Here is a 22,793-nt window from a genome sequence, read left to right as displayed (position 1 = left end):
CTCCGGTCGGCTCAGGGAACGACTGGGGGAACAGCCCGGGGGACGTACGGCTCAGGGGGCGTGCCGGTCGCGGGCGCCCAGGCCCTCGTCGTCCGAGTCCGTCCACAGGCTGACGTCGTAGGGCGTGTCGGAGATGGTGACGAGGTCGGGCCGACGGGCGGTGCCCCGGGCCGCGGCCGCCTCGCGCAGCAGCGCCACGCTCTCGCGCAGATGGTCGGCGTCCAGCCGGACCCTGCGTATCTCCAGGCCGCTTCCGCCGAGTTGCTGCTCCAGCCGGCCCAGTGACCGCTGGAGGTCGTCGAGGCTGCGCTGGACCGTGGTCAGGTCGTCGTACACGGACATGATGTGCCCTCACTTCCGCGGATGCTGCGGTCCCGGGCGGCATAGCTCATGCGCCAGAGAGTGTCGCGCGTCACACCGGGTGCTGTGAAGGCGCCTGCACCGATTGGACAGGCGTGCGGGCGCTTGTCCCGGTGTGTTTGCGCCGCACGGGTGGGCTTACCGTCCGTGGCCGCCGTGTCGCTCGTTGTTGCCGGATCCTTTCCTCTTCAGTAGCCGCATAGATCTGATCAGCTCCAAATACCGCCAAACGTGATCATAACGCCCCGCGGCTTCCCGGAGGTAGCAGAGATGTCCCACCACGGCGTCGGCCTGCGCGCGGTCCTGCGCCCGGCCGCCTTCCTCACCGCGGGCGTGCTCGCGGTGCCGCTGCTGGCCGGCTGCGGCTCGGACGACGACGTGGCCAAGCCTCTCGCCGCCCAGGACATCGATCTCGTCGCGCGCGGCCAGGTGGCCGACGGCGGCACCCTGAAGTGGGCCGTGGACGCCCTCCCGGAGACGCTGAACACCTACCAGGCCGACGCCGACACCGGCACCACCCGGGTCGCCCAGGCCACGCTGCCCTCGATGTTCCGGATGGACGCCACCGGCCGTCCGGTCGTCAACCCGGCCTACCTGGAGTCGGCCAAGGTCATCGAGACCGAGCCGCGGCAGGTGGTGCTGTACAAGCTGAACCAGCAGGCCGTCTGGAGCGACGGCCGGGAGATCGGCGCCGCCGACTTCGTCGCCCAGTGGCGGGCCCTGTCCGGCAAGGACACCGCCTACTGGACCGCCCGCAACGCCGGCTACGACCGCATCGAGAAGATCGAGCGCGGCGCGAACGACCTCCAGGTCCGGGTCACCTTCTCCCGCCCCTACGCCGACTGGAAGTCGCTGTTCTCCCCGCTGTACCCGAAGGACGTCATGGGCACCCCCGACGCCTTCAACGACGGCGCCCGCCGCAGGCTGGCCGTCAGCGCGGGCCCCTTCAAGGTGGAGAAGGTCGACACCGCCGCCAAGGACGTCGTCCTCGGCCGCAACCCCCGCTGGTGGGGCAGGCCAGCCAAGCTGGACCGGATCGTGCTGCACGCCGTGGACCGCGACAAGCGGGTGAGCGCGCTCGCCGACGGCAGCGCCGATCTCGCCGACCTCGACCCGGCCGATGCCCAGCGGATCGGGCTCGCCGCCCGCCACAAGGGCGACTCCGGCCCGCTCCAGGGCGGGAAGACCTCCCTGTCGAACCTGCGCTCCTGGGCGCGTGCCCACGGCCTCGGCGCCGACGCGGCCGAGGCCGGCAAGGAGGACCTGGCCAAGTCGATCTCCCGCTACCTGGACCAGCAGCGGGCCCTGGAGGCCCTGGAGGTCCGCAAGTCGCTGGAACCCGCCTACACCCAGCTCGCGCTGAACGGCGCCGCGGGGCCGCTCACCGACGAGCGGGTCCGCCGCGCCGTCGCCCGCGCCCTGGACCGCAAGGAGATCGCCCGGCTGGTGCTCACCCCGCTGGGCCTGCCCGCCGTGCCGGTCGGCAGCCACCTCGCGCTGTCCGGGCAGCCCGCCTACGCCGACGACAGCGGCGCGCTCGGCGCGCAGGACACCAAGGCGGCGCAGGCGCTGCTCGCGGACGCCGGCTGGGTGCCCGGCGGGCCGGTCAAGGACGAGCGGAAGGGACAGAAGGCGGCCGGGCCGGAGAGCGAGCAGGAGGAGAAGTCCGACGGCGGCAGGGACGGCGAGTACGTCGTCGGCGAGGACGACAAGGGCGACGGGAGCGGCCGGCACCTCGCCGAGGAGGGCCGGCACGGGGGCGCGCCCGGCGCGTACGCCCCCAAGGGCACGGCCGCGCCGGCCGGTGCCAAGGCCGCGCCGCTCGCCAAGGACGGCAAGCCCCTCGCGCTCCGCTTCGTGCTGCCCTCCGGGCCCGGCTCGGACACCCTGAACACCGTCGCGACGCGGATCTCCGCGATGCTGGACCGGCTGGGGATCAGCACGACGATCACCAAGGTCTCCGACGAGAGCTACTTCAAGGACCACATCGCCGCCGGCGACTTCGACCTCGCGCTGTACTCCTGGCCGTCCTCCGCCTTCCCCGCCACGGACGCCCGGCCGATCTACGCCAAGCCGCTGCCGGCCGCCGACGGCTCGGTGAACGTCGAGCAGAACTACACGCGGGTCGGCACCGACCAGGTCGACCAGCTCTTCGAGCAGGCGGCGACCACGCTGGACGAGGACGAGGCGGCGGGCCTGATCAAGCAGGCCGACTCCCGCATCTGGGCGGCCGCGGGATCGATCCCGCTCTACCAGCGGCCCCAGCTGGTGGGCGCCCGGAAGGACCTGGTCAACGCAGGGGCGTTCGGTTTCCAGACACCGGTGTACGAGGACATGGGCTTCCTGAGGAAGGGCGCGAAGGCGCCGGCGAGCCCCTCCCGCGGCTGAGGGCGGCCGGGCCCTGCGGAAGCCGACCCGCTCGGGGCCACGTAACATGGGGTGAGGCCGTGGCATGTCAAGCCCGGCAGGGCCCGCGTCACACCGGACGCACACCGAGGGCCTTCCGCACATTCCGGGAGTTCGCCGCACTATGGCCACGCGCCACGACATCCGCAACGTCGCCATCGTCGCTCACGTCGACCATGGCAAGACCACCATCGTCGACGGCATGCTCAAGCAGGCCGGCGCGTTCGCCGCCCACCAGCTCGACCAGGTCGACGACCGGGTCATGGACTCGAACGACCTGGAGCGTGAGAAGGGCATCACGATCCTCGCCAAGAACACGGCGGTGAAGTACCACCCCAAGGACGGCGGGGAGCCCATCACCATCAACATCATCGACACCCCCGGCCACGCCGACTTCGGTGGCGAGGTCGAGCGCGGTCTGTCGATGGTCGACGGCGTGGTGCTGCTGGTGGACGCCTCCGAGGGCCCACTGCCCCAGACCCGCTTCGTGCTGCGCAAGGCGCTTCAGCAGCGCCTGCCCGTCATCCTGTGCATCAACAAGACGGACCGCCCGGACGCCCGCATCGACGAGGTCGTCAACGAGACGTACGACCTCTTCCTCGACCTGGACGCGGACGAGGAGCAGATCGAGTTCCCGATCGTCTACGCCTGCGGCCGTGACGGCGTCGCCTCGCTGACCAAGCCCGAGGACGGCACCGTCCCGGCCGACAGCGACAGCCTGGAGCCGTTCTTCTCCACGATCCTGGAGCACATCCCGGCCCCGACGTACGACGAGGAGGCGCCGCTCCAGGCGCACGTCACCAACCTCGACGCCGACAACTTCCTCGGCCGCATCGCGCTGCTCCGTGTCGAGCAGGGCGAGCTGCGCAAGGGCCAGACGGTGGCCTGGATCAAGCGCGACGGCTCGATCCAGAACGTGCGGATCTCCGAGCTGATGATGACCGAGGCGCTCACCCGCAAGCCCGCCGAGGTGGCCGGCCCCGGTGACATCTGCGCCGTCGCCGGCATCCCGGACATCATGATCGGCGAGACCCTGGCCGACCCGGAGAACCCGGTCGCGCTGCCGCTGATCACGGTGGACGAGCCCGCGATCTCCATGGTCATCGGCACCAACACCTCGCCGCTGGTCGGCCGGGGCGGCACCGGCAAGGGCGCGGACGCCAAGTCGGCCGTCAAGGACCGCAAGGTCACCGCCCGCCAGGTGAAGGACCGCCTCGACCGCGAGCTGATCGGCAACGTCTCGCTGCGCGTCCTGGACACGGAGCGTCCGGACGCCTGGGAGGTGCAGGGCCGTGGTGAGCTGGCGCTCGCCATCCTGGTCGAGCAGATGCGCCGCGAGGGCTACGAGCTGACCGTCGGCAAGCCCCAGGTGGTCACCAAGGAGGTCGACGGCAAGGTCTACGAGCCGGTCGAGCGCATGACCATCGACGTGCCCGAGGAGCACATGGGCGCCGTCACCCAGCTGATGGGCGTCCGCAAGGGCCGGATGGACAACATGTCGAACCACGGCTCGGGCTGGGTGCGCATGGAGTTCGTGGTCCCCTCCCGCGGCCTGATCGGCTTCCGCACCGAGTTCCTGACGCAGACCCGCGGCACGGGCATCGGCCACTCCATCCACGAGGGCCACGAGCCCTGGTTCGGCACCCTGACGACCCGTAACAACGGCTCGCTGGTGGCCGACCGCGCCGGTGTCGTCACCGCGTTCGCGATGACGAACCTCCAGGAGCGCGGCGTGCTCTTCGTGGAGCCGGGCACCGAGGTGTACGAGGGCATGATCGTCGGCGAGAACTCGCGCTCCGACGACATGGACGTCAACATCACCAAGGAGAAGAAGCTCACCAACATGCGGTCCTCGACGGCCGACGTGGCGGAGTCGATCGTGCCGCCGCGCAAGCTGTCGCTGGAGCAGTCGCTGGAGTTCTGCCGTGACGACGAGTGCGTCGAGGTGACCCCGGAGGCCGTTCGCATCCGCAAGGTGAACCTCGACCAGCGTGAGCGGGCCCGCGCCGCGAGCCGCGCCAAGCACGGCTGATCCAGGGCTTGTTGAACCCGGGTTCCCCCATGGTGGGGGAGCCCGGGTTTTTTGCAACCCGGTTTTCACGGGCGCATGTCCGACTTACGGAGATCGCTGCCCGATACCCATGTAACAAGTCCGTTTCGCGCCTTCTTCGGGCGAACAATTTGTCCAGATTTTGAAAGGTCTGGGCGTCAGCTGTGACTGAATCGAGATCTACGGGCAGTGGTCGCTGGTTCCACCCATGGCAGATAGTTAGCCGCGTAGCGCTCGGGTCAATGGGTCACGCACTGTGGGGACAGTTGCGTCGACTCACGAGCACCAGGGGGATCCTGAGCCTCCGTCAGGGGTGTCGGAGGCACGGCCAGAACCCTCTCCTGTAGGTGAACGCGTGCAGTCGTGAGGAGGAACACCCATGTGCGGTGTCATGAGCAACAGGCGGATCGGTTCTTCACTTCCCGTCGAGTGACCAGGTCTTAGAACTACGCGCGTCCGGCTGCGGCTTCGCGCGTCCTCGGAGTACCCGGGCACCACTCACACTCATATCTGTGAAACGGACGAACCGTGACAAGTCCTATCGACATCGGTGACGGCGGGACCTCGGTCGTCGTCTCCGGCGAACCAGGGCCGAAGGCGAAGGGCGAAGCCGTCGAGCTGGCGGGCCGGTCTCCCGGCCGGCTGATGTGGATGCGTTTCAAGCGCGACCGCACGGGGGTGATCTCGGCCTACGTGGTGGGGTTCTTCTTCCTGATCGGCCTGCTCGCCCCGCTGATCTCCAAGCTGTACGGCAAGAACCCGTACACGGTCTACGCGGACGAACGCCCGGACCTCTTCGACAGCGCCGGCGTGCCGGTGCACCCCAACGGCGGCATCAGCGGCCAGTTCTGGTTCGGCCTCGAACCCGGCAACGGCTACGACGTCTTCACCAAGCTGATCTACGGCATCCGCACCTCGCTGATGATCTCGGTCGTGGTGACCCTCGCGGTGGTCGTCACCGGCATCCTGCTCGGCGTCGCGGCCGGCTATCTCGGCGGCAAGACCGACTACTTCATCGGCCGGGTCATCGACTTCCTGCTCGCCTTCCCCGCGCAGCTGTTCTTCATCGCGAGCATGCCGGTCGTGGTCTCCCTGTTCGTCAGCCCGCGCGACGAGACGCCGACCTACGTCCGGGTGCTGGCACTGATCATCGTCCAGTGGTTCCTCGGCTGGATGGGCCTCGGCCGCATCCTGCGCGGCACCGCACTCGCCCTGCGGGAACGGGAGTTCATCGAGGCGGCCAAGGTCAGCGGGGCCTCGCCCTGGCGGATCATCCGCAAGGAGATCCTGCCGAACATCGTCACCCCGCTGCTGGTGCAGTCGACGTACCTGCTCCCCAACTTCGTGACCGCCGAGGCGGGTCTGTCCTACCTGGGCGTGGGCATCGTCGAACCGACGCCGGACTGGGGGCAGATGTTCTCCAAGGCGTCCACCGAACTGGTGATGCAGAACGACATCACCTACATGTTCTTCCCGGGCGTATCGATGATCATCTTCGTCGTCGCGTTCAACCTGCTCGGCGACTCGGTCCGGGACGCGTTCGACCCCAAGACCGCGCGCTGACCCCCTGGAGACGAGCGGCCGCCGGCCGCGTCTTCGGCAACTCCTCTTCACCGCACGTCACTTCAGCACTCCTCGCACCACGCCACAGTCCTTTTCGTACCGGTGACACACACAACGCACTGGTGACACACAGATGGGTGGGAATCCTCGTGATGAGTAGGGGCGGACGCCACGCATACGGCGCACTCTCCGTGCTCGCGGCCGGAGCTCTTGTGCTCACCGGTTGCAGCAAGGGCGGCAGCGACGCCGGCGACAACTCCAAGCAGGACCAGCAGAACGCCAAACGCCAGCAGGCCGCCATCAAGTTCGGCGACGCGGCCGACTCCACCGGCCCGGCGGCCCCCGTGCCCGGCGCCAAGCCCGGCGGCAGCATGGAGGTGCTCCAGCGCGACAGCTACGCGCACCTCGACCCGGGGCAGATCTACGTCAACGACGAGATGACCGTCTCCCAGCTGATCCACCGCGGCCTCACCGGCTACAAGGCGACCAGCGACGACGGCAAGCAGCACGAGGTGGTCGGCGACCTCGCCACCGACTCCGGCACCACCACCGACGGCGGCAAGACCTGGAAGTACACGCTCAAGGACGGCATCAAGTTCGAGGACGGCACGCCGATCACCTCGAAGGACGTCCGCCAGACCTTCGAGCGGCTGTTCGCCCCCTTCATCAACCAGGGCCCGACCTACATCCAGCAGTGGCTCGCGAACACCAGCGGCACCGGCTACCGCAAGCTGCTGCCCGACGGCCCCTACAAGGGCAAGCACCTGCCGGACAGCGTCCTGTCCACGCCGGACGACAAGACCGTCGTCTTCCACTTCAAGACGCCCCACCCGGACCTGCCGTACGCGCTGGCCATGGCGGGCTACTCCGTCGTCTCCGCCAAGGGCGACACCAAGGAGAAGTACGACAAGACCCCGGTCACCACCGGCCCGTACAAGGTCCAGTCGTTCCAGTCCGGCAAGTCGATGGTGCTGGTCAAGAACCCGAACTGGGACCCGAAGACCGACCCGATCCGCCACCAGTACGTGGACCGGTTCAACATCACCTTCAACCAGCAGTTCGAGGCCTCCACCAAGGCGCTGCTCGCCGACAGCGGCCCCGACCAGACCGGCATCAGCTTCAACAACCAGGTCGACGCGGGCAACCTCTCCCAGGTGCTCGGGGACCCGAAGCTGAAGTCCCGCACGGTCTCCGGCTACCAGTCGTACGTGGGCCAGATGAACATCAACATGAGCAAGCCCGAGATGAAGGACATCCGGGTCCGCCGGGCCATCGCCTACGCCCTGCCGGTCACCCCCTTCGTCCGCGCCTACGGCGGCACCGACGCCATGGAGGTCGCCGGCGGCCTGATCAGCCCGACCGTCAGCGGCTACGACGCCTCCTTCGACCCCTTCGGCAAGAAGAAGAAGCCCGCGGGTGACCCGGCCAAGGCGCACGCCCTCCTCAAGGAGGCCGGCAAGCTCAACATGAAGCTCACCTTCGGCTACATCAACACTCCCGAGGGCCAGCAGTACTCCACCGCCATGGCGGCGGGCCTGAAGAAGGCCGGCTTCAACGTGCAGCGCCAGGAGATCCCGGCCGAGACCTTCTACGACCAGGTCTCCAAGCTGAACAACCCCTACGACATCTTCCACACCGCCTGGGGCGCCGACTGGCCGTCCGCCTCCACGGTCATTCCGCCGCTGTACGACGGCCGGCAGATCGCCGACGGTGCCTCGGTCTACTCGCAGATCAACGACGCGCACGTGAACAGCGAGATCGACCGCATCAACACGATCACCGACCCGGTCAAGTCCGCCGCCGAGTGGGAGAAGCTCGACAAGTACCTCCTCACCAAGGTGGTCAACGAGGTTCCGACCGCGTACTACAAGCAGACCCAGATCGCCGGCTCCAAGGTCGGCGGCCTCGTCTTCGACGACGTGATCGGCGGCGTCGACCCGCGTCGCCTCTACATCAAGTAACCGTCTTCCGCCGGTACCCGGCGCGACCCCGCCGCGGGGGAGTGCCGGGTACCGCCCGGACCGCCGACGTCTGAGAGCTGCCCTGTCATGCTGCGCTTCCTCGTCCGCCGGATCATCGGTGCCGTCGTCATTCTGTTCCTGCTGAGCATCGTCACGTTCGTGCTGTTCTTCGGGGTGCCCCGGGACCCGGCGCTGCTGATGTGCGGCAAGACCTGCAACCCGGACAGCATCGCGAACATCCACCATGTGCTCGGGCTCGACAAGCCCATCACCGAGCAGTATTGGATCTTCCTGCACAACCTTGTCGCGGGCAGCAGCCAGTTCGCCCAAGGCCCGTGCCCCGCGCCCTGTTTCGGCTACTCGTACCACACCAACGACCCGGTCTGGAACACGCTGATGGACCGGCTGCCCACCACCGTCTCGCTCACCCTGGGCGCGGCCGTGTGCTTCCTGATCGTCGGCCTCGGCACCGGTCTGCTGGCCGCCTGGCGACGCGGCACCATGGTCGACAAGACGGCCACCGCGGGCGCCATGGTCGTCAGCTCGCTGCAGATCTACTTCCTCGGCCCGCTGGCCCTCGCGATCCTCGTCTACCAGACCCACTGGTTCGACAAACCCGCCTACAACAACTTCACCGGCGATCCGCTGACCTGGTTCACCGGGCTGATCATCCCCTGGGTCGTGCTGTCCACGATCTTCGCCGCGCAGTACACCCGTATGGCGAGGTCCGCGATGATCGAACAGCTCCAGGAGGAACACGTCCGCACGGCCCGGGCCAAGGGCATGTCCCGGCGGTACGTCTTCTTCCGCTACGCCTGGCGCGGCTCGCTGATCCCGATCGTCACCATCTTCGGCATCGACCTCGGCTCCCTGCTCGGCGGCGCCATCATCACCGAGTACACCTTCGGCCTGCCGGGCCTCGGCCAACTCGCCGTGCAGTCCGTGTTCTTCAGCGACCTGCCGCTGCTGCTCGGCGTGATGCTGTTCGCCGCCACCATGATCCTGCTCTTCAACATCGTCGTCGACGCCGCGTACGCCTTCATCGACCCGCGCGTGCGGCTGTCCTAGGGGGAGACAACCATGAGCACACCTCTCCTCTCCGTGCGGGACCTGCATGTCAGCTTCAAGACCGAGGACGGCGTCGTACGGGCCGTGGACGGACTCTCCTTCGACCTGGAACGGGGCAGGACCCTCGGCATCGTGGGCGAGTCCGGCTCCGGCAAGTCGGTGACGAACCTGACCATCCTCGGCCTGCACAACCCCATGTTCACCACCGTTGAGGGCGAGATCCTGCTGGACGGACGGGAGTTGACCACCGCGCGCGAGTCGGAGCTGGAGAAGCTGCGCGGCAACAAGGTCGCCATGATCTTCCAGGACCCGCTCACCGCGCTGTCCCCCTACTACACCGTCGGCCGGCAGATCGCCGAGCCGTACATGAAGCACAACGGCGCCTCCAAGAAGGACGCCTGGGAACGCGCCGTGGAGATGCTGGGCAAGGTCGGCATCCCCAACCCCCGCCAGCGGGCGAAGGACTACCCGCACCAGTTCTCCGGCGGTATGCGCCAGCGCGCCATGATCGCCATGGCCCTGGTCTGCGACCCCGACCTGCTCATCGCCGACGAGCCGACCACGGCCCTCGACGTGACCGTGCAGGCGCAGATCCTCGATCTGCTGAAGGACCTGCAACAGGAGTTCGGATCGGGCATCATCTTCATCACCCACGACTTGGGGGTGATCGCCGACATGGCCGACGACATCATGGTGATGTACGCGGGCGGCGCGGTCGAACGGGGCACCACCGAAGAGGTGCTGCGCTCGCCCCAGCACCCGTACACCTGGGGCCTGCTGAACTCCATGCCGCGCCTGGACTCCGACCCGGCCGCGCGGCTGTCCCCGATCCCGGGCACCCCGCCCTCGCTGCTCAACCCGCCGAGCGGCTGCCGCTTCCATCCACGCTGCACCTTCCAGGACCGGGTGGCGGGCACCGGCCGCTGTACGACCGAACGGCCGCCGATCGGCCCCGGCCGCGCGTCGGCGTGCCATCTGGGCGCCGACCAGAAGCGGACCATCTTCATCGAGGAGATCAAGCCCCGTCTGGGCTAGGAGGACACTGTCATGAAAGAGGACCTGGTCCTCCCGGCCCAGCGCGAGCGCGGCGGTGACACGGAGGGCGAGCCGCTGCTCCAGGTCTCCGGGCTGACCAAGCACTTCCCCGTCAAGGGCGGCTTCCCGATCCGCCGTACCGTCGGGCAGGTGCAGGCCGTCGACGGCATCGACCTGACCGTGCACACCGGCGAGAGTTTCGGCCTGGTCGGCGAGTCGGGCTGCGGCAAGTCCACCACCGGCCGGCTGATCACCCGGCTCATGGAGCCGACCAGCGGCACGATCACCTACCGGGGCCGGGACATCAGCCACGCCTCGCGCAAGCAACTGGCGCCGATCCGGTCCGAGATCCAGATGATCTTCCAGGACCCCTACTCGTCGCTGAACCCGCGGCAGACGGTCGGCAAGATCATCTCCGGGCCGATGGAGATCAACGACATCAACCCGGAGGGCGGCCGCGAGAAGCGGGTGCGTGAACTCCTGGAGATCGTGGGTCTCAACCCCGAGCACTTCAACCGGTTCCCGCACGAGTTCTCCGGCGGTCAGCGCCAGCGCATCGGCGTGGCCCGCGCGCTCGCCCTGGAGCCGAAGCTGATCGTCGCGGACGAGCCGGTCTCGGCGCTGGACGTCTCCATCCAGGCGCAGGTCGTCAACCTGCTCCAGAAGGTGCAGAACGAACTCGGCATCGCGTTCCTCTTCATCGCCCACGACCTCGCGGTGGTGCGGCACTTCTCGCAGCGCGTCGCGGTGATGTACCTCGGCAAGATCATCGAGGTGGGCGACCGGGACTCCATCTACACCCGCCCGCGCCACCCCTACACCCACGCCCTGCTGTCCGCGGTCCCCGAGGTCAGCCTCACGGACGGGGAGGCGGGCGGCCGCGAGCGCATCCGGCTCGCCGGCGACGTGCCGTCCCCCATCTCCCCGCCCTCCGGCTGCCGCTTCCGCACCCGCTGCTGGAAGGCCCAGGACAAGTGCGCCACCGAGGAGCCCCCGCTGGTCCGGATCGCCGGCAACCACGAGGGCCATCTGACGGCGTGCCACTTCCCGGAGGAGCCGACGACCGAGGCGCGCGAGGAGGACATCGTGCTGGACCCGGCGCTGGCGGCCCTGGAGGAGCCGGGACCGGACGCGGGGGCGCGGGGGTAGGCGCGGGGCGGGGTCAGGCGGCGGGCGTCGCCACGGTGATGATCTCGGGGGCGGCGGGCGTCAGCGGGCCGCCGTCCCAGTCGCCGTACTGCTCCACGACCGTCAGGCCGGCGGCCGTGAGGAAGGCGCCGAGTTCCCCGGCGTCCAGGAAGCGCAGGACGGTGTGGCTGACGCGGGGGGTGGGCCACCGGTCGCTTTCGTAGGTCTCGCTGAACCGGACCCGGCCGTCGCGCAGGCCGCCGTCCTGGACCTCGTGCCGGACGCGTACGACGGCTCCGTCGGGGGCGGCGACCTCGCGCACGCGGTCGGGGGTCCACCGCTCCCAGGGGCGGGCGGCCGGGTTCCGCGTCTCGAACGCGAACCGCCCGCCGGGCCGCAGCGCCCTGCGCACGGCCCGCAGGCACTGGAGGACGTCCTCGTCGCCGAGCAGCACCTGGAAGGCGTGCCCGGTCATCACCGCGAGGTCGAACTCGCCGTCCCAGCCCCGCGTTCGGGTGTCCCCGAGCACCCACTCGACGTCCGCGCGCGCCTGCCGGGCCTGGACGAGCATGGCGGCGGCCGGGTCGAGCCCCACGAGCCGGCCCCGGTGCCCCTCGGCCCGCGCCCTGCACAGCAACTGCCCCGTGCCGCAGCCGACATCGAGCACGGCGTCCGCCCGCCGCACCAGCTGCAGATAGAACTCGTCGCTCGGGCCCCAGGAGTTGAGGCCGTCGTAGAGCGCGGCGAGCGAGAGATCGACGAACGAGTGATCCACCACCGCGGCAGTCTGTCATACCACCCGCTTGCGCCGCGGGGCTTTTGGAGAGGGGGGCGGTGTGCGCGGTTTGGTGCCGGGCACGCCCGGGTGCGGCCGGGGCTGGACCATCCGGCCTTCCGCGCCCTCGGCCCGGGAACGGATGCCACGGAAGGCGGGAGTGGTGACTCACCGATGGGCGGCGCTCTTTTCGCCCGGCACCCCGCCGATGGTCCCGGGTACGGCGAAGGCCCGCGTCTTGGGGAGACGCGGGCCTTCCTTCCCGTGGAGCGGACGTTCTGGTGGCTCGGGTCAATGGGCCGGTGAAGTCCGTTCCGGCAAGGGAGCGACCGACGGAAAAGGGGTGTGTCAGGCCGCCGCCTCGGGGTCCTTGGCGAGACGCGGGGCCGGCACCGCGTCCTGCGTCTCGGGGTAGTGGCACGCCGTGAGGTGACCGGGCTTGTTGCCCTCCACCTGGACCAGCGGCGGGGCCTCGGACGCGCACTTCTCCGTCGCCTTCCAGCAGCGGGTGCGGAAGCGGCAGCCGGACGGCGGGTTGATGGGCGAGGGCACGTCGCCGACCAGGCGGATGCGCTCGCGCGGCTCCTCGTCCACCGTCGCCTCGGGCACCGCGGACAGCAGCGCCCGGGTGTAGGGGTGACGCGGGTTCTCGTAGAGGTCCTCGCGGTCGCCGATCTCCACGATCTTGCCGAGGTACATCACCGCGACGCGCTGCGAGAAGTGCCGCACCACCGCGAGGTCGTGGGCGATGAAGACGAAGGCGATGCCCAGCTCCCGCTGCACCTTCTGGAGCAGGTTGACGACCTGCGCCTGGATGGAGACGTCCAGCGCCGAGACCGGCTCGTCCGCCACGATCAGCTTCGGCTCCAGGGCGAGCGCGCGGGCCACGCCGATGCGCTGGCGCTGACCGCCGGAGAACTCGTGCGGGAACCGGTTGAAGTGCTCGGGGTTGAGACCCACGATCTCCAGGAGTTCACGCACCCGCTTCTCGCGGCCGCCTTCCGGGTTGATGTCGTTGATCTCCATCGGCCCGGAGATGATCTTGCCGACCGTCTGCCGCGGGTTCAGCGAGGCGTACGGGTCCTGGAAGATCATCTGGATCTCGGAGCGGATCGGCGCGAGGGCCTTGCGGCCCGCGTGCGTGATGTCCTGCCCGCGGTAGGTGATCTTGCCGCCGGTCGGCTCCATCAGGCGGGTGATCAGCCGGCCGGTGGTGGACTTGCCGCAGCCCGATTCGCCGACGAGGCCGAGGCTCTCGCCCTCGGCGACCTGGAAGTCCAGCCCGTCCACGGCCTGGACCGCGCCGACGGTCCGCCGGATCGGGAAGCCGCCCTTGATCGGGAAGTGCTTCGTCAGCCCGGAGACGTCCAGGAGGGGGTTCGTGTTGCTCATGATCGTGAAGTCCCGTCTGCTGTCCGTCAGTTGTGCCGGGTCGCGGCGAAGTCGGCGAAGAGTTCCTGCTTCTGCTCGGCGGTGAGGTGGCAGGCCGAGCCACGGCCGTCCACGATCTCCAGGGCCGGACGCTCGCTGGAGCACTTGCCGCCCGCGACCTTCTCGGCGAAGGCGCACCGCGGGTGGAAGCGGCAGCCGGTCGGCGGGTTGAGCAGCGAGGGCGGCGAGCCGGGGATCGGCGTCAGCGGCACGTCCACCGGGCCGTTCAGGCTCGGCATGGAGTTGAGCAGGCCCAGCGTGTAGGGGTGCTGGGGGTCCCGGAGCACCTCCTCCTTGGTGCCGCGCTCCACGCACCGGCCGCCGTACATCACCAGCACGTCGTCGGCGATGTCGGCGATCACACCCAGGTCGTGGGTGATGAAGATGATCGCGGTGCCGAACTCCTGCTGGAGATCCTTGAGCAGGTCCATGATCTGGGCCTGCACGGTCACGTCGAGGGCCGTGGTCGGCTCGTCGGCGATCAGCAGCTCGGGGTCGCAGACCAGCGCCATGGCGATCATGGCGCGCTGGCGCATACCGCCGGAGAACTGGTGCGGGTAGTCGTCCACCCGCATGTCCGGCTGCGGGATGCCGACCCGGCGCAGCATCTCGATGGCACGCGTGCGGGCCTCGGCCTTGGAGGCGCCCGTGTGCTTGCGGTAGGTCTCGGAGATCTGGGCGCCGACGGTGTGGTACGGCGACAGCGAGGCCAGCGCGTCCTGGAAGATCATGGACATCTTGTTGCCGCGCAGCCGCTCCATCTCCCGCTCGGAGGCGGTGAGCAGCTCCTGGCCGTCGAGGAGGATCTCGCCCTCGATCGAGGTGCGCGCCGGGTCGTGCAGGCCCAGGATCGTCAGGTTGGTGACCGACTTGCCGGAGCCCGACTCGCCCACGATGCCGAGCGTCTGGCCCTTGGCCAGGTCGAAGCTGAGACCGTCGACGGCCTTGACGACGCCGTCCTCGGTGGAGAAGTGGACCTTTAGATCCTTGATCGAGAGGAACGGCTGCTGATCGGTGCTCGTCACGGGGACGCTCCTGGGGGTGATGCGGGGGGTCGGGAACGGGGCGGAGGTCAGGCGAGCCGGATCCGCGGGTCGATGAGGGCGTAGACGGCGTCCACGACGATGTTGAAGATGACGATCGCGCCGGCGGACAGCAGGGTCACGCCGAGCACCATGGGCAGGTCGCTCTGGTCCACGGCCTTCAGCGCGAGCCGGCCCACACCCTGGAGGCTGAAGACGGTCTCGGTGATGATCGCGCCGCCGACGAGGGTGGCGAGGTCGATGCCGAAGATGGTGACGATCGGGCCCATCGCGCCGCGCCAGGCGAAGCGGAAGAAGACGGTACGGCGGGACAGGCCCTTGGCGCGGGCCGTGCGCACGTAGTCCTCGCTGAGCGTCTCGACCAGCTGGGAGCGCGACATACGGGTGTAGTTGGCGGTCCAGATCAGCGCCAGCACCAGCCAGGGCAGCAGCAGTCCGGAGGCCCACTCGGCGGGGTTGTCGGTGAGCGGCGTGTACGACGGGTTGTCGAGGATGCCGAGCTTCGCGACGAGGAAGTACATCGCGATGTAACCGACGAAGTAGATCTGCAGTGAGGAGGCGATCAGCGAGCCGGAGCTGGCCACCTTGTCCTGCCACTTGCCCTGCTTGACGGCGGCGATCATGCCGGCGCCGACACCGAAGATGATGAAGATGACGGCGGAGCCGAAGGCGAGCGAGAGGGTCAGCGGCAGCCGGTTCATGATGGTGCCGAGCACGGGCTCGCGGTTGGCGAACGAGTAGCCGAGGCAGGGGGCGGCGCAGTCGCCGAAGTCGCCGTAGCTGCGGCCGACGAAGATGCCCTTCAGCCAGTACCAGTACTGGACGGGGACCGGGTGGTCGATGCCCAGGTTGTGCCGGACCTGCTTGAGCATGTCGGGCGAGCAGTTCTTGCCGCACGACATCATGGCGGGGTCACGCGGAATGGCGTAGAAGAGCCAGAAGGTGACGGCGCTGATGACCAGCAGGATGACCAGCGCGCCGAGGATTCGGCGGACAAGGAAGCGGAGCATGGGGCGTGACTTTCCGGACGGGGCGCCGTCGCCGGGATAGGGGGGAGGGCCGAGGGGGCGGCCAGGTCGTGGCCGCCCCCGTGGGTACTACGCGCTTACTTCTTCGCGTACAGCTTGCACAGGGCGACGCAGGTGTTGCCCGGGTCGTAGACGACGTTGCCGACCTTGGAGCCGTACATCCAGTTGCGGATCTTGTTGTAGTCCGGCACCACCGGCGCCAGCTCCATGATCTGGCGGTCGACCGCGCCCCAGGCCTTGTTGGCCTGCTCGACGTCGGCGATCTTCGAGGCGGCCTCGATCGCCTTGTTGATGCTCGGGTCGTTCAGCTGGGCGTAGTTGCTGCGGCCGTCGCCGATGTTCTTGCCGTCCCAGCAGGGGTAGAACACGGAGTAACCGTTCGGCCAGTCCGGGCTCCAGCCGGCGGCCATCAGGTCGAAGCCGTTGTCCAGCTTGCCGATCTGGCTGTAGAAGGTCGACTTGTCGACCTGCTTGTTGACGACCTGGAAGCCGGCGGCCTCCAGCGCGTTCTTGATCGCGACGGCCACCTTCACCTGGGTGTCCGACTGCTGGTAGGCGATGACCAGCTTCTGGCCGATCGCGTTGGCCTCCTTGAGCAGGGCCTTCGCCTTGACCGGGTCGCCGCCGGGCTTCTTGTCGACGCCGTACAGGTCGAACTTCTCGTAGCCGGGGGTGACCGGGCTCAGCAGGGTGGTGGCGATCTCGTTGGTGGCCGGGCCACCGTTGATCGTCTGGATCTGCTGGTGCGGCCACGCGTAGTTGATGGCCTGGCGGATCTTGACGTCCTTGATCCGGGTCATGTTGATCGGCCAGTAGTAGCAGACCGTGTCGACCTGGGTCAGCACGCGCTTCTTCAGCGTGGCGTTGGTCATGACCTGGGCGATGCGCTCGGGCGCGACCTCGTTGAAGATCGACATCGCGTACTGGTCGTTGCCCTTGTCCGCGATGTAGCGGTCGGTGGAGGCGACCAGCTCGAAGCCGAACTGGAAGACGTACTTGTCCGGGTACGCGTTGCGGATCGGGTCCGTCTTCGGGTCCCAGTGGTCGTTGCGCACGTAGGTCAGCGACTTGCCGATGTCACGGCTGCCGATCCGGTACGGGCCGAGCGCGAACGGGCGCTTGTCGTACTTCTCCTTGGTGTCGTGCTTCTTGTTCACCAGGCTGTAACCGGGCATGGCGAGCGTGTAGTTGAAGTCCGCGCGCGGCTCGGTCAGGTTGAAGGTGATCGTGTTGCCGGACACCTCGAGCGAGTCGATGTGCTTGCCGTCGTACGGGCCCTTGTACTTGTCGCCGCCGACGAGCCACTGCTGGACGTAGCGCGGGCCCTCGGTGACGAACGAGGCGAAGAGGCGCTCGAACGTGTGGCGGACGTCGTCCATGGAGAGGTCGGAGCCGTCCTCCCACTTGATGCCGTCCTTGATGGTGAACGACCAGGTCTTGCCGCCGTTCTTCATGGTGCCGGCGTCGGTGGCGACGTCACCGACGAGCGTGCAGCCGCCCTTGTCGTCGACCTTGTAGCCGGTCAGACCACGCATGATCGGACGGGTGATGGCGCCCTCGGTCGCGACGTAGATCTGCGCCGGGTCCATGTGGTCCATGTCGAACTGGTCGAGCGAGTAGATCGTCCCGCCCTTGACCGCGCCGGCGACCTCGGGGGCCGGACCCGTGGAGTCCGCCTTGGTGCCCACCGGGATGTTCGTGGTCTTGGCCTTGCTCACCGACGGCACGTTCTTGTCGGTGGCCTTGTTGTCGTCGCTGCTGCAGGCGCTCAGCACAGTCGTGGAGGCCGCGGCCACACCGGTGGCGATCAGGAAGTTTCTACGTGAAAAAGACATGCTGAGCCTGCCTATAGGGGTCGATTCGGACGGTCGTGACCAGCCGGACGCCATCGAGCCGGACCGGGTGGAAGGACGTGCTATCGCTTGGACTTGGGGTCGAGCGCGTCGCGCACGGAGTCACCGAGCAGGTTGAAGGCGACCACGAAGATCACCATCGAGATGCCCGGGAACAGCATGAAGGTGATGTCCTGGGAGTAGAACCCGGCGCCACGCGCGATCATCACGCCCCAGTCCGGGGTCGGGTCGATGATGCCGACGCCGAGGAAGGACAGGCCCGCCTCCGTGGTCACGAGCGTAGGGAGCAGAAGCGTGCCCTGGATGATGATCGGTGTCCACAGGTTGGGCAGCAGTTCCTTGAACACGATGCGCATCGGAGACGCGCCCGTGACCTTGGCCGCCTCCACGAACTCGCGCTCACGCAGCGCGAGGACCTGACCGCGCAGCAGACGCGCGATGGTGGCCCAGCCGAACGTGGTCAGCACCACGATCAGGGCGGTGGCGCGCAGCCACGTCGGGATGTTGTCGTCGGGGGCGACGAAGATGCCGTAGACGACCGGCATGAACGCGATGAAGAACAGGGTGGACGGGAACGACAGCAGGATGTCGATGACCCGGCTGACCAGGTAGTCCGTCTTGCCGCCCAGGTAGCCGGCCGTGATGCCGACCACGACACCGACGACCACCGTGAGGATCGTGGCGGCCACCGCGATGCCCAGCGAGGTGCGGATGCCGTAGAGCAGGAAGGTGAACACGTCCCGGCCCAGCTGCGGCTCGACGCCGAACCAGAACTGCGAGCTCATGCCGCCGTTGGGGCCGGCCGGGTACGAGAACATGTCCAGCAGGCTGGGGTCCTGGCTGGCGTACGTCGTGTACGGGTTCTTGCCGTACAGCTTGGCTATCAGCGGCGCAGCGATCGCGATCACGAAGAAGAAGAGCACGATGTAGGCCGAGACGACGCCCGTCTTGTCGCGCTTGAAGCGCTTCCAGGCGAGCCGGCCCGGGGAACGGCTCTCACTGCCCTTCGGACCGCTCGAAGTGGTCGACTTCGTGACGGTCTCGTCGGTCACCTCAAGCGGGGCGGCCGCGGATGGAGTTGGGGAGGTCATGGTGCTCCTGGCCCAAGGGAGGGTCTGATGACTCCGCAGGGCGCTCCCCTACGGGCTACGCCGGACTTTTTCAACGCAATTCATTCAAGGTCAATAAATTCTCGGTCGGCTTGGTTTTGTCTTTACCTTCTTTGCCTCCGCTTGGTCGATCTGTAGCTACGCGGGTAGCGCGCTGTAATCAATCCGTGCTTCACATCGGACCAACTGGACTAATCGGGCAAGAAGTTCGATATGCGGATGGTGGAGTGTCGAAATACGTACATCGACGTGTCCCAATCCAACGTTTCAGCAACGTTACGCGGTGATCTGTTGCGCTCTCCTTTCAAGATCATTGCGAGGGTTCCGCCGGGGTGCCTGCATTCGGATGACGTGTCCCTCTAAAGGTCCCTCAATCCCGCCATGGGTATGCGGTATGTGTCGTATGAGCCGATATTGGCCGGTGATGCATTCGGTGATCGTCGAGGAGGCGCTCCATGCGTGGTGTCCGGCGCGTCCGACGGGGCGCCTGTGCGATTGCCGCCGGGCTGATGTTGGCCGGATGTGGCGGTTCCGGGACGTTCGGCGGGGCCGGGGTGCTGACCTCGTCCTGGGGTGACCCGCAGAACCCGCTGGAGCCCGCCAACACCAACGAGGTGCAGGGCGGCAAGGTCCTCGACATGATCTTCCGGGGCCTGAAGAAGTACGACCCGCGCACCGGCCGGGCCGTGAACATGCTCGCCGAGCGCATCAGCACCCCCGACTCGCGCACCTTCACCATCACCGTCAAGGACGGCTGGCGCTTCAGCGACGGCGAGCCGGTCACCGCCCGCTCCTTCGTGGATGCCTGGAACTACGGCGCGAGCCTGCGGAACAACCAGAAGGACGCCTACTTCTTCGGATACATCGACGGCTACGACAAGGTCCACCCCGACAGCGGCCGGCAGCGCGCCGACACCCTGTCAGGGCTCAGGGTCACCGGCCCCCGGACCTTCACCGTCCGCCTGGCGCAGAAGTTCGCCGGCTTCCCCGACACCCTCGGCTACGCGGCCTACGCGCCCCTGCCGCGATCCTTCTTCACCGACCACGCCGCCTGGCTGCGCAAGCCGGTCGGCAACGGGCCCTACCGGATCGCGTCGTACACCAAGGGCTCCGCGATGACCCTGAAGAAGTGGAACGGCTACCCCGGACCCGACCCGGCCCGCAACGAGGGCGTCACCCTCCTCGTCTACACCGACAACAACACCGCGTACACCGACGTGCTGGCCGGCAACCTCGACCTCGTCGACGACGTGCCCGCCACCCAGCTGAAGAACGTCCGCACGGACCTGGACGGCCGGTACATCAACACCCCGGCCGGCATCCTGCAGACCCTGGCCTTCCCGTACTACGACCCCAGGTGGAACACCGAGGGGGCGCGCAAGGTCCGCACCGGGCTGTCCATGGCCATCGACCGCGCGCAGATCACCGAGACCATCTTCCGCCGCACCCGCACCCCGGCCACCGACTGGACCTCCCCGGTCCTCGGCAAGGCCGGCGGCTACCAGGCCGGGCTGTGCGGCCACGCGTGCGCCTACGACCCCGCCGGGGCCCGCAGGCTCGTCCGGGAGGGCGGCGGCATCCCCGGCGGCCGGCTGCGCATCACGTACAACGCGGACACCGGCTCGCACAAGCAGTGGGTGGACGCCGTCTGCAACTCCATCAACAACGCCCTGCGCGACGACAAGGCGTGCGTCGGCAACCCGGTCGGCACCTTCGCCGACTTCCGCAACCAGATCGGGCAGCACAAGATGACCGGCCCCTTCCGGGCCGGCTGGCAGATGGACTACCCGTTGATCCAGAACTTCCTCCAGCCGCTGTACTACACCGGCGCCTCCTCCAACGACGGCAAGTGGTCCGACCCGCGGTTCGACCGGCTCGTGGACCGGGCCAACGCCGAGACCGACCGGGCCGCCTCCATCCGGCTCTTCCAGGAGGCCGAGAAGGTCGTCCGCGACAACATGGCGGCCATCCCGCTCTGGTACCAGAACGGCAGCGCCGGATACTCCTCCCGGCTCTCCCGGGTGGCGCTCAACCCGTTCAGCGTGCCGGTCTACAACGAGATCAAGGTCGGCTGAGCCGCGTGGGCCGCTACGTCGCCAGGCGACTGCTGCAGATGATCCCGGTGTTCATCGGGGCCACCCTGCTGATCTTCCTCATGGTGAACGTGATGGGAGATCCCATCGCGGGCCTGTGCGGCGAGCGGGCCTGCGACCCGGCCACCGCCGCCCAGCTCAAACGGGAGTTCGGGCTCGACCAGCCGCTGTGGCGCCAGTACGCCACCTATATGGGAAACGTCTTCGAGGGCGACTTCGGTACGGCGTTCAACGGACAACCCGTCACCGAGCTGATGGCGGCGGCGTTCCCGGTCACCGTTCGGCTCACCGTCGTGGCCGTCCTCTTCGAGATCGTCATCGGCATCGCGCTCGGCGTCGTCACGGGCCTCAGGCGCGGCCGGCCCGTGGACACCGGCGTGCTGCTGGCCACCCTGGTCGTCATCTCCCTGCCCACCTTCGTCACCGGACTGCTGCTGCAACTGCTGCTCGGCGTGGAGTGGGGCTGGATCAAACCGTCCGTCTCGCCGGCCGCCGCCTTCGGCGAGCTGATCGTGCCCGGGCTGGTGCTCGCCTCCGTCTCGCTGGCCTACGTCACCCGGCTCACCCGCACCTCGATCGCGGAGAACAAGCGCTCCGACTACGTGCGCACCGCGATCGCCAAGGGCCTTCCCCGGCGCCGCGTCGTCACCCGCCACCTGCTGCGCAACTCGCTGATCCCGGTGGTCACCTTCATCGGCACCGACATCGGCGCGCTGATGGGCGGCGCGATCGTCACCGAGCGGATCTTCAACATCCACGGCGTCGGCTACCAGCTCTACCAGGGCATCCTGCGGCAGAACACGCAGACCGTCGTCGGCTTCGTGACCGTCCTGGTGCTGGTCTTCCTCCTCGCCAACCTCCTCGTCGACCTCCTGTACGCCGTACTCGACCCGAGGATCCGCTATGCCTGAACAGCCCTACGAGCCCGAGGGGGCCATCGCCGGGACCGGCATGGGCGGCCCCATGGACCTGGGCGCGAGCGAGGCCGCCACGCTGGAGGAGGGCCCCGGCGGCCCGGCGGGCGCGGGCCCCGCGGGCAAGCCCCGCTCGCTGTGGTCCGACGCCTGGCGGGACCTGCGCCGCAACCCGGTCTTCCTGCTCTCCGCCCTGGTCATCGTCTTCCTGGTGTTCGTCTCGCTGTGGCCCTCGGCGATCGCCTCCGGCAGCCCGCTCGCCTGCGACCTGGCCAAGTCCCAGGACGGTCCGGGCCCGGGCGCCCCCTTCGGCTACGACGGACAGGGCTGCAACGTGTACACACGCACCGTCTACGGCGCTCGTACGTCCGTCACGGTCGGCGTCTGCGCCACCCTGGGGGTCGCCCTCCTCGGGTCCGTGCTCGGCGGCCTGGCGGGCTATTACGGCGGCTGGTGGGACGCGCTGCTGTCCCGCACCACCGACATCTTCTTCGCCATCCCCGTCGTCCTCGGCGGCCTGGTGCTGCTGTCCGTGGTCACCAGCAACACGGTCTGGCCCGTGATCGGCTTCATGGTGCTGCTCGGCTGGCCGCAGATCTCCCGCATCGCGCGCGGCTCGGTCATCACCGCCCGGCAGCACGACTACGTCCAGGCGGCCCGCGCGCTCGGCGCCTCCGACTCCCGCATCCTGCTGCGCCACATCGCCCCGAACGCCGTCGCCCCGGTCATCGTGGTCGCGACCATCGCGCTGGGCACCTACATCTCCCTGGAGGCCACCCTGTCCTACCTCGGCGTCGGCCTCAGACCGCCCAGCGTCTCCTGGGGCATCGACATCTCCGCCGCCTCGCCCTACGTCCGCAACGCCCCGCACGCCCTGCTGTGGCCCTCCGGCGCCCTCGCCGTGACCGTCCTTGCCTTCATCATGCTCGGCGACGCGGTCCGCGACGCCCTCGACCCCCGGCTGAGGTGACCGCGC

General features: G+C 68.5%; 17 protein-coding genes. 10 read left to right on the top strand and 7 right to left on the bottom strand.

Going from position 1 to position 22,793, the window contains the following annotated elements; genetic code table 11:
• Positions 1-51: 51 nt before the first annotated feature.
• A complete protein-coding gene (locus HZZ00_RS31615; protein WP_180329580.1) occupies positions 52-342 on the bottom strand; it encodes a hypothetical protein in 291 nt (96 codons plus the stop codon).
• Between the two features lie 288 nt (positions 343-630).
• On the opposite strand from HZZ00_RS31615, the gene HZZ00_RS31610 reads away from it, so the two are divergent.
• The 7 genes from HZZ00_RS31610 to HZZ00_RS31580 all read left to right on the top strand — a co-directional run bounded on the left by HZZ00_RS31610 (position 631) and on the right by HZZ00_RS31580 (position 11,592).
• Complete coding sequence (locus HZZ00_RS31610) at positions 631-2,748, top strand: ABC transporter family substrate-binding protein (RefSeq protein WP_180329579.1); 2,118 nt, start codon at positions 631-633, stop codon at positions 2,746-2,748.
• Positions 2,749-2,890: 142 nt separating this feature from the next.
• Positions 2,891-4,798: a translational GTPase TypA gene (gene typA / locus HZZ00_RS31605; protein WP_180329578.1), complete on the top strand. Its 1,908-nt coding sequence runs from the start codon at positions 2,891-2,893 to the stop codon at positions 4,796-4,798.
• A gap of 546 nt (positions 4,799-5,344) precedes the next feature.
• Positions 5,345-6,379: an ABC transporter permease gene (locus tag HZZ00_RS31600; RefSeq protein ID WP_070026948.1), complete on the top strand. Its 1,035-nt coding sequence runs from the start codon at positions 5,345-5,347 to the stop codon at positions 6,377-6,379.
• A 152-nt stretch (positions 6,380-6,531) separates the two neighbouring features.
• Entirely contained in the window at positions 6,532-8,340 is a 1,809-nt protein-coding gene (locus HZZ00_RS31595; protein ID WP_180329577.1) for an ABC transporter substrate-binding protein, read from the top strand.
• Positions 8,341-8,427: 87 nt separating this feature from the next.
• A complete protein-coding gene (locus HZZ00_RS31590) occupies positions 8,428-9,408 on the top strand; it encodes an ABC transporter permease (RefSeq protein WP_070026946.1) in 981 nt (326 codons plus the stop codon).
• Between the two features lie 12 nt (positions 9,409-9,420).
• Positions 9,421-10,443 carry an ABC transporter ATP-binding protein gene (locus tag HZZ00_RS31585; protein ID WP_180329576.1) on the top strand — a complete coding sequence of 341 codons (1,023 nt, stop codon included), beginning with the start codon at positions 9,421-9,423 and terminating at the stop codon, positions 10,441-10,443.
• A gap of 12 nt (positions 10,444-10,455) precedes the next feature.
• The gene (locus tag HZZ00_RS31580) at positions 10,456-11,592 is read left to right on the top strand and encodes an ABC transporter ATP-binding protein (RefSeq protein ID WP_180329575.1); all 1,137 of its coding nucleotides are present in this window, start codon (positions 10,456-10,458) and stop codon (positions 11,590-11,592) included.
• A 13-nt stretch (positions 11,593-11,605) separates the two neighbouring features.
• Here the strand turns inward: HZZ00_RS31580 and HZZ00_RS31575 are convergent, their stop codons facing one another.
• The 6 genes from HZZ00_RS31575 to HZZ00_RS31550 all read right to left on the bottom strand — a co-directional run bounded on the left by HZZ00_RS31575 (position 11,606) and on the right by HZZ00_RS31550 (position 18,792).
• Positions 11,606-12,349 (bottom strand): class I SAM-dependent methyltransferase, encoded by a 744-nt coding sequence (locus HZZ00_RS31575; RefSeq protein WP_180329574.1) that lies wholly within the window; start codon positions 12,347-12,349, stop codon positions 11,606-11,608.
• A gap of 345 nt (positions 12,350-12,694) precedes the next feature.
• Positions 12,695-13,738 (bottom strand): ABC transporter ATP-binding protein, encoded by a 1,044-nt coding sequence (locus tag HZZ00_RS31570; RefSeq protein WP_180329573.1) that lies wholly within the window; start codon positions 13,736-13,738, stop codon positions 12,695-12,697.
• A 26-nt stretch (positions 13,739-13,764) separates the two neighbouring features.
• Complete coding sequence (locus HZZ00_RS31565) at positions 13,765-14,802, bottom strand: ABC transporter ATP-binding protein (RefSeq protein WP_070026940.1); 1,038 nt, start codon at positions 14,800-14,802, stop codon at positions 13,765-13,767.
• A 47-nt stretch (positions 14,803-14,849) separates the two neighbouring features.
• The gene (locus HZZ00_RS31560) at positions 14,850-15,830 is read right to left on the bottom strand and encodes an ABC transporter permease (RefSeq protein ID WP_180329572.1); all 981 of its coding nucleotides are present in this window, start codon (positions 15,828-15,830) and stop codon (positions 14,850-14,852) included.
• Positions 15,831-15,925: 95 nt separating this feature from the next.
• A complete protein-coding gene (locus tag HZZ00_RS31555) occupies positions 15,926-17,683 on the bottom strand; it encodes an ABC transporter substrate-binding protein (protein ID WP_180329571.1) in 1,758 nt (585 codons plus the stop codon).
• 80 nt (positions 17,684-17,763) lie between these two features.
• A complete protein-coding gene (locus HZZ00_RS31550) occupies positions 17,764-18,792 on the bottom strand; it encodes an ABC transporter permease (RefSeq protein WP_180329570.1) in 1,029 nt (342 codons plus the stop codon).
• A gap of 473 nt (positions 18,793-19,265) precedes the next feature.
• Here HZZ00_RS31550 and HZZ00_RS31545 point away from each other — a divergent pair, with 473 nt between their 5' ends.
• Genes HZZ00_RS31545 through HZZ00_RS31535 form a run of 3 tightly spaced genes read left to right on the top strand, consistent with a single transcriptional unit; the run spans position 19,266 to position 22,787 of the window.
• Positions 19,266-20,885, top strand: coding sequence for an ABC transporter substrate-binding protein (locus HZZ00_RS31545; protein ID WP_180329569.1), 1,620 nt, complete (start codon positions 19,266-19,268; stop codon positions 20,883-20,885).
• 5 nt (positions 20,886-20,890) lie between these two features.
• Entirely contained in the window at positions 20,891-21,814 is a 924-nt protein-coding gene (locus HZZ00_RS31540; RefSeq protein ID WP_180329568.1) for an ABC transporter permease, read from the top strand.
• A complete protein-coding gene (locus tag HZZ00_RS31535; RefSeq protein ID WP_074993175.1) occupies positions 21,807-22,787 on the top strand; it encodes an ABC transporter permease in 981 nt (326 codons plus the stop codon). The genes HZZ00_RS31540 and HZZ00_RS31535 overlap by 8 nt, the downstream gene beginning before the upstream one ends.
• The last annotated feature ends 6 nt before the right edge of the window (positions 22,788-22,793 follow it).

The sequence above is a fragment of the Streptomyces sp. NEAU-sy36 genome (genome assembly GCF_013423905.1).
GTDB lineage: Bacteria > Actinomycetota > Actinomycetes > Streptomycetales > Streptomycetaceae > Streptomyces > Streptomyces misionensis.
Note: the sequence above shows the minus strand (reverse complement) of the source record. Positions and strands in the feature narration are given on the sequence as shown.

What these genes read in the sequence shown, in the direction of transcription:
- HZZ00_RS31615 (WP_180329580.1), bottom strand. Translation starts at nt 342, where the DNA reads ATGTCCGTGTACGACGACCTGACCACGGTCCAGCGCAGCCTCGACGAC.
- HZZ00_RS31610 (WP_180329579.1), top strand. Translation starts at nt 631, where the DNA reads ATGTCCCACCACGGCGTCGGCCTGCGCGCGGTCCTGCGCCCGGCCGCC.
- typA (WP_180329578.1), top strand. Translation starts at nt 2,891, where the DNA reads ATGGCCACGCGCCACGACATCCGCAACGTCGCCATCGTCGCTCACGTC.
- HZZ00_RS31595 (WP_180329577.1), top strand. Translation starts at nt 6,532, where the DNA reads ATGAGTAGGGGCGGACGCCACGCATACGGCGCACTCTCCGTGCTCGCG.
- HZZ00_RS31590 (WP_070026946.1), top strand. Translation starts at nt 8,428, where the DNA reads ATGCTGCGCTTCCTCGTCCGCCGGATCATCGGTGCCGTCGTCATTCTG.
- HZZ00_RS31585 (WP_180329576.1), top strand. Translation starts at nt 9,421, where the DNA reads ATGAGCACACCTCTCCTCTCCGTGCGGGACCTGCATGTCAGCTTCAAG.
- HZZ00_RS31580 (WP_180329575.1), top strand. Translation starts at nt 10,456, where the DNA reads ATGAAAGAGGACCTGGTCCTCCCGGCCCAGCGCGAGCGCGGCGGTGAC.
- HZZ00_RS31570 (WP_180329573.1), bottom strand. Translation starts at nt 13,738, where the DNA reads ATGAGCAACACGAACCCCCTCCTGGACGTCTCCGGGCTGACGAAGCAC.
- HZZ00_RS31560 (WP_180329572.1), bottom strand. Translation starts at nt 15,830, where the DNA reads ATGCTCCGCTTCCTTGTCCGCCGAATCCTCGGCGCGCTGGTCATCCTG.
- HZZ00_RS31555 (WP_180329571.1), bottom strand. Translation starts at nt 17,683, where the DNA reads ATGTCTTTTTCACGTAGAAACTTCCTGATCGCCACCGGTGTGGCCGCG.
- HZZ00_RS31550 (WP_180329570.1), bottom strand. Translation starts at nt 18,792, where the DNA reads ATGACCTCCCCAACTCCATCCGCGGCCGCCCCGCTTGAGGTGACCGAC.
- HZZ00_RS31545 (WP_180329569.1), top strand. Translation starts at nt 19,266, where the DNA reads ATGCGTGGTGTCCGGCGCGTCCGACGGGGCGCCTGTGCGATTGCCGCC.
- HZZ00_RS31535 (WP_074993175.1), top strand. Translation starts at nt 21,807, where the DNA reads ATGCCTGAACAGCCCTACGAGCCCGAGGGGGCCATCGCCGGGACCGGC.